At 69.8% G+C, this 13,186-nt stretch carries 11 protein-coding genes; 5 read left to right on the top strand and 6 right to left on the bottom strand.

Annotated elements, in window-relative coordinates; translation table 11 throughout:
* Nucleotides 1-54 precede the first annotated feature (54 nt).
* Entirely contained in the window at nt 55-2,436 is a 2,382-nt protein-coding gene (locus tag E8D38_RS12295) for a Tex family protein (RefSeq protein WP_140630324.1), read from the top strand.
* A 176-nt stretch (nt 2,437-2,612) separates the two neighbouring features.
* Nucleotides 2,613-3,113, top strand: a complete 501-nt coding sequence (locus tag E8D38_RS12290) for a superoxide dismutase family protein (RefSeq protein WP_246099457.1) — start codon at nt 2,613-2,615, stop codon at nt 3,111-3,113.
* 36 nt (nt 3,114-3,149) lie between these two features.
* On the opposite strand, the gene E8D38_RS12285 is transcribed toward E8D38_RS12290, so the two are convergent.
* Both E8D38_RS12285 and E8D38_RS12280 read right to left on the bottom strand, forming a co-directional pair.
* On the bottom strand, nt 3,150-4,154 hold the full coding sequence (locus E8D38_RS12285; RefSeq protein WP_140630318.1) for a Bug family tripartite tricarboxylate transporter substrate binding protein: 1,005 nt from the start codon (nt 4,152-4,154) through the stop codon (nt 3,150-3,152).
* Between the two features lie 103 nt (nt 4,155-4,257).
* A complete protein-coding gene (locus E8D38_RS12280) occupies nt 4,258-5,010 on the bottom strand; it encodes a CPBP family intramembrane glutamic endopeptidase (protein ID WP_140630313.1) in 753 nt (250 codons plus the stop codon).
* Nucleotides 5,011-5,071: 61 nt separating this feature from the next.
* Between E8D38_RS12280 and E8D38_RS12275 the strand changes: the two genes are divergently transcribed.
* The 3 genes from E8D38_RS12275 (at nt 5,072) to E8D38_RS12265 (ending at nt 8,316) form a co-directional block, all read left to right on the top strand.
* Entirely contained in the window at nt 5,072-6,151 is a 1,080-nt protein-coding gene (locus tag E8D38_RS12275; protein ID WP_140630308.1) for a patatin-like phospholipase domain-containing protein, read from the top strand.
* Between the two features lie 34 nt (nt 6,152-6,185).
* Nucleotides 6,186-7,520 (top strand): polyamine export protein PaeA, encoded by a 1,335-nt coding sequence (gene paeA / locus E8D38_RS12270; RefSeq protein ID WP_140630305.1) that lies wholly within the window; start codon nt 6,186-6,188, stop codon nt 7,518-7,520.
* 103 nt (nt 7,521-7,623) lie between these two features.
* Nucleotides 7,624-8,316 carry an MBL fold metallo-hydrolase gene (locus tag E8D38_RS12265; RefSeq protein ID WP_140630302.1) on the top strand — a complete coding sequence of 231 codons (693 nt, stop codon included), beginning with the start codon at nt 7,624-7,626 and terminating at the stop codon, nt 8,314-8,316.
* 15 nt (nt 8,317-8,331) lie between these two features.
* Here E8D38_RS12265 and E8D38_RS12260 read toward each other — a convergent pair whose 3' ends face one another.
* The 4 genes from E8D38_RS12260 to E8D38_RS12245 all read right to left on the bottom strand — a co-directional run bounded on the left by E8D38_RS12260 (nt 8,332) and on the right by E8D38_RS12245 (nt 13,126).
* The gene (locus E8D38_RS12260) at nt 8,332-8,526 is read right to left on the bottom strand and encodes a YgaP family membrane protein (protein WP_140630298.1); all 195 of its coding nucleotides are present in this window, start codon (nt 8,524-8,526) and stop codon (nt 8,332-8,334) included.
* 79 nt (nt 8,527-8,605) lie between these two features.
* A complete protein-coding gene (locus tag E8D38_RS12255; RefSeq protein WP_140630295.1) occupies nt 8,606-8,815 on the bottom strand; it encodes a YgaP family membrane protein in 210 nt (69 codons plus the stop codon).
* Complete coding sequence (locus E8D38_RS12250) at nt 8,812-12,048, bottom strand: efflux RND transporter permease subunit (RefSeq protein ID WP_140630292.1); 3,237 nt, start codon at nt 12,046-12,048, stop codon at nt 8,812-8,814. The genes E8D38_RS12255 and E8D38_RS12250 overlap by 4 nt, the downstream gene beginning before the upstream one ends.
* A 13-nt stretch (nt 12,049-12,061) precedes the next feature.
* Nucleotides 12,062-13,126, bottom strand: a complete 1,065-nt coding sequence (locus tag E8D38_RS12245; RefSeq protein ID WP_140630287.1) for an efflux RND transporter periplasmic adaptor subunit — start codon at nt 13,124-13,126, stop codon at nt 12,062-12,064.
* Nucleotides 13,127-13,186 lie beyond the last annotated feature (60 nt).

Below are 13,186 nucleotides of genomic sequence, written 5' to 3'. Positions count from 1 at the left end.
CTCACAAACTGCGGTTCCGGCCGGGGCGTCCTGCGGTTTTCGGCCCCGCCCGCTATGGCAAACTCGCCCGCTTCCTGCGACCCGACGTCTCTAGTTTTGGAAAAGATCCTGCTGCAAATTGCCGCCGAGCTGAAGGTTCGGCCGGCCCAAGTGAATGCCGCCGTCGACCTGCTGGACGGCGGGGCCACCGTGCCCTTCATCGCGCGCTACCGCAAGGAAGCCACCGACGGCCTGGACGACATCCAGCTGCGCGAGCTCGAAGCGCGCCTGACCTACCTGCGCGAGCTCGAGGAACGCCGCGCTGCGGTGCTCAAGAGCATCGAGGAGCAGGGCAAGCTCACGCCCGAGCTGCGCGCCGCGGTGGAAGCGGCGCCCACCAAGCAGGAGCTCGAGGACATCTACCTGCCCTACAAGCCCAAGCGCCGCACCAAGGCCATGATCGCCCGCGAGGCGGGCATCGAGCCGCTGGCCGACAAGCTGTTCGCCGACCCGTCGCTCGACCCGATGGCCGAGGCAGCCGGGTTCGTGAATGCCGAGGCGGGCTTTGCCGATGCGTTCGCGGTGCTCGACGGCGTGCGCGACATCCTGTCCGAGCGCTGGGCCGAGGACGCCGCGCTGGTGGGCAAGCTGCGCGAGTGGCTGTGGGAAGAGGGGCTGTTCAAGTCGAAGCTGATGGACGGCAAGGACGAGAACAACCCCGACATCGCCAAGTTCCGCGACTACTTCGACTACGACGAGCCGATCAGCCGCGTGCCCTCGCACCGGGCGCTGGCCGTCTTTCGCGGCCGCACGCTCGAATTCCTGGACGCCAAGCTGGTGCTCGACGAGGAGGTGGTGCCGGGGCAGCCGTCGCTGGCCGAAGGGCGCATCGCACGCCACCTGGGCTGGAGCCATGGCAAGCGGCCGGCCGACGACCTCATCCGCAAGTGCGTCGCCTGGACCTGGAAGGTCAAGCTGAGCCTCAGCCTGGAGCGCGACCTGTTCGCCCGCCTGCGCGAGGAGGCCGAGAAGGTGGCCATCAAGGTGTTCGCCGAGAACCTGCGCGACCTGCTGCTGGCCGCACCCGCCGGCAAGCGGGTGGTGATGGGCCTGGACCCGGGCATCCGCACCGGCGTGAAAGTGGCGGTGGTCAACGACACCGGCAAGGTGGTCGATACCGCCACTGTCTACCCGCACGAGCCCAAGCGCGACTGGGAAGGCTCCATCCACACGCTGGGCCGGCTGGCGGCCACGCATGGCGTCAACCTCATCGCCATCGGCAACGGCACCGCCAGCCGCGAGACCGACAAGCTGGCGGCCGACCTCATCAAGCGTATCCAGCAGATGGCGCCGGGCACGCCGCTCGAGAAGGTGGTGGTGAGCGAAGCCGGCGCCTCGGTGTATTCGGCCTCGGAATACGCGAGCAAGGAGCTGCCCGAGCTCGACGTGAGCCTGCGCGGCGCGGTGTCGATCGCGAGGCGGGTGCAGGACCCGCTGGCCGAGCTGGTCAAGATCGAGCCCAAGAGCATCGGCGTGGGCCAGTACCAGCATGACGTCAACCAGAGCGAACTGGCCCGCAGCCTGGACGCCGTGGTCGAGGACTGCGTGAACTCGGTGGGGGTGGACCTGAACACCGCATCCGCGCCCCTGCTGTCGCGCGTGTCGGGCCTGTCCGCCGCGGTGGCGGCCAGCATCGTGCGCTGGCGCGACGCCAATGGCGCCTTCAAGAACCGCCGCCAGCTGCGTGAAGTGGCGGGCCTGGGCGAGAAGACCTTCGAGCAGGCGGCCGGCTTCCTGCGCATTCGCGGCGGCGACAACCCGCTCGACGTGTCGGGCGTGCACCCCGAGACCTACCCGGTGGTCGAGAAGATGCTCGCCGCCACCGGCAAGCCCATTACCGAAGTGATGGGACGCAGCGACGTGATCCGCTCGCTGAAGCCGGAGGCCTTTGCCGACGAGAAGTTCGGCGCCATCACGGTGAAGGACATCCTGGCCGAACTCGAGAAGCCCGGCCGCGACCCGCGCCCGGACTTCAAGGTGGCGCGCTTCAACGACGGCGTCGAGGACATCAAGGACCTGGCCGAAGGCATGGTGCTCGAGGGCACGGTGAGCAACGTGGCCCAGTTCGGCGCCTTCGTCGACCTGGGCGTGCACCAGGACGGCCTGGTGCACGTGAGCCAGCTGTCGAACAAGTTCGTCAACGACGCCCGCGAAGTGGTGAAGGCCGGCGACATCGTCAAGGTGAAGGTGCTGGAGGTGGACCTCGCCCGCAAGCGCATTTCCCTCACGATGAAGCTCGACGCCGCGCCGGCGCCTCGCGGCGAACGAGGCGACAACAGCTTCCGGCCGGCGGCGCGCAATGAACGCTTCGGCGGTGGCGGTGGCCGCGGGGCCAGCCAGCCTGCCTCGCAGAACGCCATGGCCGCGGCGTTTGCCAAGCTGCAGACCAAGCGCTGAACGACCCGCTTCGTTACCGCGTTCTGGGTGGTGACGGCGCCTGCGGATCGTCGGAAACTCCGCAGGTCGTGTGAACCTGCCCAACGAATCACAACCCAAGGAGTTCCTGCATGAAGCGATACGCCAGCGTTCTTGCCGTCACCGCACTGTCCGCCCTGGCCACGGCCTGCGCGGACATGTCCGGTGCCCCGCAGGTGGCCGCCGCCAAGCCTGCTGCCGCCCTGGCCTCCGGCCCCACGGCCGTGGCAACGCTGCAGGCCACCACGGGCAACACCGCTTCGGGCACCGCGTGGTTCACGCAACTGCCCGACGGGGTGCAGGTGCGCGTGAAGGTGGCGGGCCTGAAGCCCAACCAGGAACACGGCTTCCACGCGCATGAGAAGGGCGACTGCTCCAGCGGCGACGGCATGAGCACCGGCGGCCACTTCAACCCGACGGGCAAGCCTCACGGCCCCCAGCATGCCGACCACCATGCCGGCGACATGCCCGGGCTGAAGGCCGATGCCAACGGCTATGCCGAGGCGACCTTCAAGCTCACCGGCGTGACCATTGGCTCGGGCGCGACCGACCTGGTCGGCAAGGGCCTCATCGTCCATGCCAACCCCGACGACTACAAGACGCAGCCCACCGGCAATGCCGGCGCGCGCATCGCCTGCGGCGTCATCAAGGCAGGCTGAAGCCCGGCCATGGCGGGGCGCTGCGCGCCCGCCGGTTCAGCTCTTCTTGAGCTTGAGCATCAGCGTCACCGCGCTGGCGATGCCCTGCTCGATTTCGAGGGCGTCGGCGAATTCCTTGCCATAGAGCAGGGCGCCGATCCAGCTGTTGTCGAGCAGCGACTGGCGCCATGCCGGCGTTTCGGTGGCCCGGATGACGATGCGGCGCAGCGTTTCCTTCTGGTCCTCGCTCACCAGGCCCGGGCCGAACACGCCTCGCCAGTTGGCCAGTTCGGTCGAGACGCCGCGCTCCGCCAGCGACGGAATGCCGTACAGCGACTTGCGCGACGACGTGGCCAGCGGGATGAGGGTCTTGTTGTCGATGTCGGTCTTGAACTCGCTGTAGCTCGAGATCGCGACCTGCGCCTTGCCGCTCGCCAGCAGCGCCATCGCTTCCTTTCCGCTGCTCGTGGGTTCGTACTTCAGGGCGCCGGCGTCCAGGCGCAGCTGCCGGGCCATCATGCCGGCGAGCATGTGGTCCACGCCGCCGATCGAGCCGCCGGTGAAGGTGACGGAGCCGAGGTCCTGCTGCATGGCGCCCACCAGTGCCTTGACGTCCTTCAGCTTCGAGCTGGCCGGTACCACCAGCACCATGTAGTCGCTGGTGAGCCTGGCGATCGGCGTGACCTGGGCCAGGGTGATCTTGGGCTGGTTCAGCGCGATGGCGCCCACCATGACCATGCCGCCGACCATCAGCGCTGCCGGGTCGTGGCTGTAGCGCTCCACGAAGTCGGTGAGGCCGATGGTGCCGCCCTTGCCGCCCTTGTTCTCGTATTCCACCTGCTGCGCGAGGCCGGCCGACTGGATGGCGGCGCCGAGCGCACGCCCGGTCTGGTCCCAGCCGCCGCCGGCGCCGCCGGGGATGTAGATGCGCAGCAGCGGCAGCGCTGCATGGGTGCCTGCGGCACCCGCCTTCGCCTTGGAGCCGGCCTGGGCAAACGCAGCCGCGCCCATCGCTGAAAACAATGCGCCAGCGCCAGCTTGCAGGCAGGTTCGACGGTCCATTTCTAATACTCCTGGGGACAGCTTTGTACGGTTGGCCCTTATGGCTGTCTTCCGGGGGGTGGCACCTACGGGTTACTACTGACAGGGCTCAACTAATCGCCCTTCATCCAAAAAACGTCACGCGCAGCAGGTTCAGCGCCCAGTGCAGGGCGGCTGCCGCCCACAGGCTGCCGCCACTGGCCCGCCAGACGCCGGCATAGGCGAGGCCGGCAACCGTGGCCAGCACGGCGAAGGTCGTACCGCCGCCCAGGTGGGCCAGGCCGAACAGCAGCGCACTCACGGCAACCGAGACGACTGCGCCCCAGCGCATCAGCGGGCGCTGCACCCAGTGGCGGAAGAACCATTCCTCGGCCAGCACGGTGAACAGGTTGGCCAGCGCGAAGGCGAGCAGGGTTTCGATTGCAGCCGGTGCCCAGCGCACGAAGCCCAGCGACAGCGCCAGCAGGGGCACGCCTGCAAGGCAGGCGGCTGCGATGAAAGTGCAGCGGCGGTTCCATGCCCAGTGCGACGGGAACATGGCCACCGCCGCCAGCCCCGCGACGGCCTTGGCGGCGTTGACCGAAGCACCGCCTGCCGCACCGTCCAGCGGCACGCGGCCGAACCCCGGCACCGCACCGGCGGCCATGGCCAGCAGCACCACGCCGGCGAGCGCGAAGCAGGCCGCAGCCCAGCGGGTGCCGGCCTGCACGGCGCCGAAGAGCAGGCCGGCCAGCAGCAGCGAAGCGAGCATCGGCGCGACGCCGCCGGCGGCGCCCAGCCCGTACATCGCCAGGCAGGCGAGCGGGCCGACGGCGGCGGGCAGCAGCGAGGCGGCGCGCCGCGCGGGGCCGCGGGTGTTTGTCGTGGTGCCGGTCATGCGGGGCTTCCTCGAGGTTCGAATCGAAAGGCCGCGAGCATAGGCCCTAACATCTCGCGCCATGCAAGCGCTACGCATCTACGCCGGCCCCAGCGCGCGGGCCCGCATCGAACAACAAGGCCTGCGACCGCAGGACGTCCGTGTCATCGCCGGGGCCGCCGGCGGCCCCAAGGGGCTGGTGCTCAACCACCTCGACCGCCACCTGTTCGGCCGCTGGCTGCCGCCCACCGGCCACACCGTGCACTTGGTGGGCGCCTCGATCGGCGCCTGGCGCATGGCCACCGGCGCGCTGGCCGATCCGGTGGCGGGCTTCGAGCGGCTCGCCCATGACTACATCCACCAGGACTACGAGCTCGAGCCGGGCCGCAAGATGCCCACCGCCGAACAGGTGAGCCGCGACTTCGAACGTGAGCTGCTGCAGTTCTTCGACGGCCAGGTCGAGGCCCTGATCGAACATCCGCGCCTGCGGCTGCACATCGTCACCTCGCGCGGGCGCCACGTGCTGGGCCGCGAGGGCCGGCTGCGCACGCCGCTGGGCTACCTGGGCGCCACGCTCACCAATGCCTTCACCCGAAAAGGGCTGGGCGCCTGGCTGGAGCGGGTGGTGTTCTCGTCGCACGGCGAGGACATGCCGGTGGACCTGAACGACCTGCGCCACCGCAAGGTCAGGCTCACGCCGCAGAACTTCCGCCCGTCACTGCTGGCCTCGTGTTCCATTCCCTTCGTGCTGAAGGCGGTGCACGACATCCCGGGCGGGCCGCCCGGCGCCTACTGGGACGGCGGCATCACCGACTACCACCTGCACTGGAACTACCGCTCGATGCAAGGCGGCGGCCTGGTGCTCTACCCCCACTTCCAGAAGCAGGTGGTGCCCGGCTGGCTCGACAAGATGCTCAAGCATCGCCATCGCAGCACGCCCTTCCTCGACAACGTGGTGGTGCTCGCGCCTGCGCCCGAATGGGTGGCCACGCTGCCCAACGCCAAGCTGCCCGACCGCGCCGACTTCAAGCGCTACGGCACCGACCTCGCCAGCCGCGTGAAGGCCTGGCAGCGCGCGGTGGACGAAAGCGAGCGGCTGGCCGACGAATGGGCGCAATGGCTGGAGAGCGGCACCCCCATCGGTGCGGTGAGCGTCCTCTGATCGCGCGAAAGCGGCGCGTCTACACTCGCACGCCATGGGACTTTCCGGCAGCCTCGCCGCCATTGCCGCGCTCATCGCCACCAGCGCCTTCCTTTCCATCGCCGAGATCTCGATGGCCGCGGCGCGCCGCCTGCGCCTGCGGCAGATGGCCGACGAAGGCGACGTGCGGGCCGAGCGCGTGCTCGACGTGCAGCAGCAGCCCGGCAACTACTTCACCGTGGTGCAGATCGGCCAGAACATGGTGGCCATCCTCGGCGGCATCGTCGGCGAAGGCGCGCTGACGCCGTATTTCGTGTCGGTGCTGTCATACGTGATGGAGCTGCGCACGGCCGAGACGGTCGGCTTCCTGGCCTCTTTCCTGGCCATCACGTCGCTGTTCATCCTGTTTGCCGACCTGTTCCCGAAGCGGCTGGGCATGACCGAGCCCGAACGCGCCGCGGTGCGCGTGGTGGGGCCGATGCGCTGGTGGATGACGCTGCTGAGTCCGGTGGTGTGGGTGTTCAACGGGCTGGCCAGCCTGATGTTCAAGCTGTTCGGCCTGCCCGAGCAGCGCGACGACCGCATCACGCCCGACGACATCCTGGCCATGGCCGAGGCCGGCACCCAGGCCGGCGTGCTGCACCAGCAGGAGCAGCAGGTCATCGAGAACGTGTTCGAGCTCGACACCCGCACCGTCGAAAGCGCCATGACCACTCGCGAGCGCATCGTCTACCTGCTGCAGGACGACGACGAGGAGCTGATCCGCGCGCGCATCGCGGCGCAGCCGCATTCGACCTACCTCGTGTGCGACAAGCACATCGACCAGGTGGTGGGCTACGTGGACGCGGCCGACCTGTTCGCCCGCGTGCTGAAGCAGGAGCCGATCGGCCTGCGCGGCGAGGCGGCCAAGGGGCTGCTGCAGAAGGTGCTGCTGGTGCCCGACCGCATCACGCTGTCGGAGATGCTCACGCAGTTCCGGCAGGCGCACGAGGACTTCGCCGTCATCGTCAACGAATACAGCCTGGTGGTGGGCGTGATCACCCTCAACGACGTGATGAGCACGGTGATGGGCAGCCTGGTGTCGCCGTGGGACGAGGAGCAGATCGTGCGCCGCGACGACGGCTCCTGGCTCATGGACGGGCTCACGCCCATCGTCGACGTGCTGCGCGCGCTCGACGTGGACCCGGCCGAGCTGCCGCAGCGCGGCCAGTACGACACACTGGCCGGCTTCCTGATGGTGATGCTGCGCCGCGTGCCCCGGCGCACCGACTGCGTGACCTGGCATGACCACCGCTTCGAGGTGATGGACGTCGACAACTACCGCATCGACCAGGTGATGGTGACGCAGCTGGCCGACGCCGCCAGCGTGCCGATCGAGGCCGCGGCGTGATGGGACCACCCCGTAGCGGCTTCGCCGGTCGTTGCCACTGAATACTGAATTCGTCCGACAAAAGGCGCATCATCGGCGTCTCTCACGAGCGTGGAGAGCGTCCATGTTCCGCCAGCTTTTCGACCCGGAATCCAGCACCTACACCTACCTGCTCGTCGACGAGCCCACCCGCGAGGCCGTGATCGTGGACCCGGTGCTGACGCAGGTGCAGCGCGACCTGAAGCTGCTGCGCGAGCTGGCGGTGCGGCTGGTGGCGGTGGTGGACACGCACGTGCATGCCGACCACGTGACGGCCGCCAGTGCGCTGCGCGCCGACACCGGCGCCAAGACGATGGTGGGCGCCGAATGCCACGCCGCCGGCTATGACCGTGCGCTGGCCGACGGCGACCGGGTGCGCTTCGGCGGCGACCATCTCCGGGTCATCACCACCCCGGGCCACACGCCCGGCAGCTGCTGCTTCCTGTGGGTGGACCGCCTGCTCACCGGCGACACCCTGCTCATCGGCGGCTGCGGCCGCACCGACTTCCAGAACGGCGACGCCGGCGCGCTGTGGGACAGCGTGACGCGCAAGCTGTTCACGCTGCCCGACCACACCATCGTGCTGCCCGGCCACGACTACCACGGCCGCACGCACAGCACCATCGGCGCCGAGCGGCGCAGCAACCCGCGTTTCGCGGGGCACACGCGCGAGAGCTTCATCGCCCAGATGGCCGAGCTGAAGCTGCCGCGGCCGCGCCTGATCGACGAGGCCGTGCCGCGCAACAAGCTCGCCGGCCAGGAAGTGCAGGCGGCCTGAACGCCGCAGCGCCGCTCAGGGCTTCTGCAGCGGGCAGGTGCTCATGCCCAGCACCGAATACAGAGGGCAGGTGCGCAGCAGGCCGGTGGCCAGCGGCACGACGCCGATGTAGCCCCACACGCCGATCGTGCCGGTCAGCGCCAGCCCGATCAGAGCCACGCCCGCCACGATGCGCACGATCCTGTCCGCGTTGCCGACGTTCACTTTCATGGTGCCTCTCCAGAGGAAGATCCGGGAACCTTAGGCCGGCTCCGGCTGCCAGGCGTTGATGTCACGCAAGCCATGGCACTCAGCAGCCGGGTTTCAAGCCCAGCCTGCGCATCAGTGTTTCCATCAGGCACCAGCCGGTGAATGCGCTTTGCAGCAGGTTCAGGCCGACGAAGGCGGTGAAGGTCAGCCACCATTCGCTCGTGAACAGCGGGCTGCCTGGGATGCCCAGCGCCAGTGACAGCAGGATGAAGATGCCGGCGATCAGCCGCACGGCTTGCCACGAGGTCATGTCAGTGCTCCTTCAGCAGCAGGGAGGGGGCGGGAAGCAAGGCGGTGGCGCCAGGCCACGAAATGGAGCAGCGGAATCACCAGCAAGGTGAGCAGCGTCGAGACCAGGATGCCGAAGATCAGCGAGATCGCGAGCCCGTTGAAGATGGGGTCGTCGAGGATGAAGAACGCGCCCACCATGGCGGACAGGCCGGTCAGCGCGATCGGCTGGGCGCGCGCGGCGGCCGAACGCACGATGGCTTCCTTCAGCGGCACGCCGGCGGCTTGCTGCAAGTTGATGAAGTCCACCAGCAGGATGGAGTTGCGCACGATGATGCCGGCCAGCGCGATCATGCCGATCATGCTGGTGGCGGTGAACTGCGCACCGAGCAGCGCATGGCCCGGCAACACGCCCACCAGGGTGAGCGGTATCGGCGCCATGATGATCAGGGGCGCCAGGTAGGACCCGAACTGCGCCACCACCAGCAGGTAGATCAGCACCAGTCCCACTGCGTAGGCGGCGCCCATGTCGCGGAAGGTCTCGTAGGTGATCTGCCATTCGCCGTCCCACTTGATCGCATAGCCGCGATACGGATCGTCGGGCTGGCGGATGAAGTATTCGTCCAGCGTGCCGCCGCCGGGCATGGCGAGGCCGGCCAGGCTCGAACGCATGGCGAACATGCCGTACAGCGGGCTGTCCAGTTCGCCGGCCATGTCGCCGACGACATAGGTCACCGGCAGCAGGTCCTTGTGGAAGACCGGCTGTTCGCGCTGCGTGTCGCTGGCCGTCACCAGCTCCCGGATGGGCACCAGCCTGCCGCTGGCGCTGCGCACGGCGAGCTGCAGCAGCGCTTCCAGGTCGCCGTGCCGCTCGGCCGGCAGCTGCATCACGGCAGCCGCCGGGTACTTGGACGCGTCGTGCAGGTAGCCCACCGCCTCGCCGGGCAGGCCCGCACGCAGCGTGCTCACCACCGCCTGCTGCGGCACGCCCAGCAGGGCCGCCTTGCGGCGGTCCACCACCAGCACCGTGCGCGGCGCCGCCGCGATGCTGCTGTCGTCCACGTCGACGATGCCGGGTGTGCGTTCGAACACCGAGCGCACCGCCTTGGCGACTTCCCGCCGCCCTTCGGCCTCGGGTCCGTAGACCTCGGCCACGATGGGCGACTGCACCGGCGGGCCGGGTGGCACCTCGATCACCTTGACGTTGGCGCCGAAGCGCGCCCCGATGCGTTGCAGGGCCGGGCGCTCGCGCATCGCGATGGCATGGCTCTGTTCGTCGCGCCGGTGCTTGTCCGCCAGGTTGACCTGGATGTCGCCGACCTCGCCGCCGGCGCGCAGGTCGTACTGCCGCACCAGGCCATTGAAGTTGATCGGCGCGGCCGTGCCCGCATAGGCCTGGTAGTCGGTCACCTCGGGGACGGCGGCGAGGTGCGCACCCAGTTCGCGCAGCACGGCGGCGGTCTGCTCGAGCGGCGTGCCGGCCGGCATGTCGACCACCACCTGGAACTCCGACTTGTTGTCGAAAGGCAGCATCTTGAGCTGCACCAGGCCGATGGCAGGCAGGGCCAGCGACACGGCAATGAGCGCGGCCACGCCGAGCGCCGCGAAGCGGCGATTGCGCGCGCCGCGCCGTTCGTCGAGCAGCGGGCGGAACACGCGTTCGAACAAGGGGCCGAGCCGGGCGCCCAGGGCCGGTTGCGTGTGGTGGCCGCCGTGGTGGGCAGGCTTCATCCACCGCCGCGCCAGCCACGGCGTCACCACGAAGGCGATCGCCAGCGACAGCAGCATGCCCATGCTGGCGTTGATCGGGATGGGGCTCATGTATGGCCCCATCAGCCCCGAGACGAAGGCCATCGGCAGCAGCGCCGCGATCACCGTGAGGGTGGCGAGGATGGTGGGCCCGCCCACTTCGTCGACGGCGCCGGGGATGATCCCGGCCAGCGACCGGCCGGGGTGCAGCTGCTGATGGCGGTGGATGTTCTCGACCACCACGATGGCATCGTCCACCAGGATGCCGATGGAAAAGATCAGCGCGAACAGCGATACCCGGTTGAGGGTGAAGCCCCAGGCCCACGAGGCGAACAGCGTGGCGGTGAGCGTGAGGACCACGGCAGCGCCCACGATGGCGGCCTCGCGCCGGCCGAGCGCCAGGAACACGAGCGCCACCACCGACGCGGTGGCGAACAGCAGCTTCTGCATGAGCTTCATGGCCTTGTCGTTGGCGGTGGCGCCGTAGTTGCGGGTGACGGCCACCTCCACGCCGGCCGGGATCACCGTGTTGCGCAAGGCCTGCATGCGCTGCAGCAGCGCGTCGGCCACCGCGATGGCGTTCTCGCCGGGCTTCTTGGTGACCGACAGCGTCACCGCCGGATACTCCGCGCCGCCGGCCACGCCGTGCCAGACGTAGCGCGAGGCGGGCAGGGCGCCGTCGCGCACGGTCGCCACGTCCTGCAGGAAGACCGGCTTGCCGCCGTGCACGCCCACCACCAGTTCGCCGACTTCGTCGGCGCCGCGCAGGAAGTCGCCCGACTCGAGCGCCACCGCCCGGTTGCCCGACACCAGATCGCCCAGCGGCATGCCGGCGTTGGCCGACTGCAACGCGGCTCGAAGATCGCCGACCACGAGGCCGCTGCCGGCCAGCCGCGCCGGGTCGATCTCCACCAGCACGGCGCGCCCGGGGCCGCCCACGGTGGCGATCTCGCGCGTGCCGGGAACCCGCTTCAGCTCGGCTTCGAGGCTGTGGGCCACCCGCTCCAGGTCGAAGGCGCCGGCGGCGGGGTCCTTGGTGAAGAGGGTGAATGTGACGATGGGCACGTCGTCGATGCCCTTGGGCTTGACCAGCGGCTCGCCCACGCCCAGGCCGGCAGGCAGCCAGTCGGCGTGGGCCTGCACCGTGTCGTGCAGCCGCACCAGCGCCTCGGTGCGCGGCACGCCCACCTCGAACTGCACGGTGATCGTGGCCAGCCCAGGGCGCGAGACCGACATGACATGTTCGACGCCGGCGATCTGCGAGAGCACCTGCTCGGCCGGCGTGGCGACCATCTGCTCCACGTCGCGAACCGAGGCGCCGGGGAAGGGCACCAGCACGTTGGCCATGGTGACGTTGATCTGCGGCTCCTCCTCGCGTGGCGTCACCAGCACCGCAAAGCCGCCCAGCAGCAGCGCCAGGAGGGCCAGCAACGGCGTGATCCGAGCCTGCTGGAAGAACGCGGCGATGCGGCCGGAGATGCCGAGCGGGCTTTCGTGGGGGCTCATCGCCGTGCAGCGGTCAGGGCAGGCGGACCGCCGCCTGCGGTTCGAGGGCGACGCGCTGGCCGGCCGACAGGCCGGCCAGCACCTCGGTGCGTCCGTTGGCCGACGGGCCCAGGCGCACCTGGCGCAACAGGGCGCGTCCGCTCGCGTCCACCACGTAAACGCCGGTCATCTCGGCGCGCCTCACGATCGCCTGCGCCGGGATGAACAGCCGGGCTCCGCCGGCGGCCCGCACCGGCAGCCAGGCCCGGGCGAACATGCCGGGCGAGACGCCCTGGATGCCCGGGGGCAACATCAGCCGCAGCGGCACGGTGTGGGTGCCCGGGTCGGCCGTGGGCAGCACCTGCACGGCCGCGGCAGCCAGCCAGCGGCGCTCGGCAGGCAGGCCGGGGAGTTCGAGGCGTACGCCCGACGTGTCGCCCAGCCCCGCCACGGCCGATTGCGGCACGGCCGCGGTGATGCGCAGGGACGCGGGGTCGTACAGCGATGCCAGCAGCCGGCCGGGCAGGGCCATGTCGCCCAGCGTGACCGGCAACTCGGCCACCACCCCGGCATACGGCGCCTTCACCACGTGCAAGCCCCACCGGGTGCGCGCCGCGCCGGCCTGGGCGAGCTGCGCCTGCGTTTCGGCCTGCGTGGCCTTCAACTGCGCCGCGGCCCGGTCGAGGGCGGCCTGGCTGATGTACTGCTGGGCAAACAGCTGCTTCTGGCGGTCGAACTCGCTTGCGGCCACCTCCAGCGCGGCCCGGGCCGCCTGCACCTGCGCGGCGCCGGCCGCGGCGGTCTGCTCGGCTGCGCGTGCGTCGAGGCGCACCAGCACCTGGCCGGCCTTGACCGTGTCGCCCACCTTCACGTCGATGCCGACGATGGCGCCGGCCACCTGCGCCGCCACGGCAGTCTGGCGCACGGCCTCGACCACGCCGTCGAAACCGGCGCGGCCTGCCGCGGCGTCGCTCTCTACCGCCGCGGTCACCAACGCGGGCGCGGCGGCTACGAAGGCAGCCTGCGGGCCGAGCAGCGCCACCGCGAGCGTGGCGGAACGCAGCATGGCGCGCGCGGCATTGGGATGTCTGGCATTCATGATGGTTTGCAGTATTTAGCTAATCAGCTAAATAGTCAAATAAAGGCTGAGTCAAGGACG

Origin of the sequence: Methylibium rhizosphaerae (assembly GCF_006386545.1) — a bacterium.
GTDB classification, from domain to species: Bacteria; Pseudomonadota; Gammaproteobacteria; order Burkholderiales; family Burkholderiaceae_C; genus Pseudorivibacter; species Pseudorivibacter rhizosphaerae.
The sequence above is the reverse complement of the archived record's forward strand: the minus strand, read 5'-3'. Positions and strand labels throughout refer to the sequence as shown.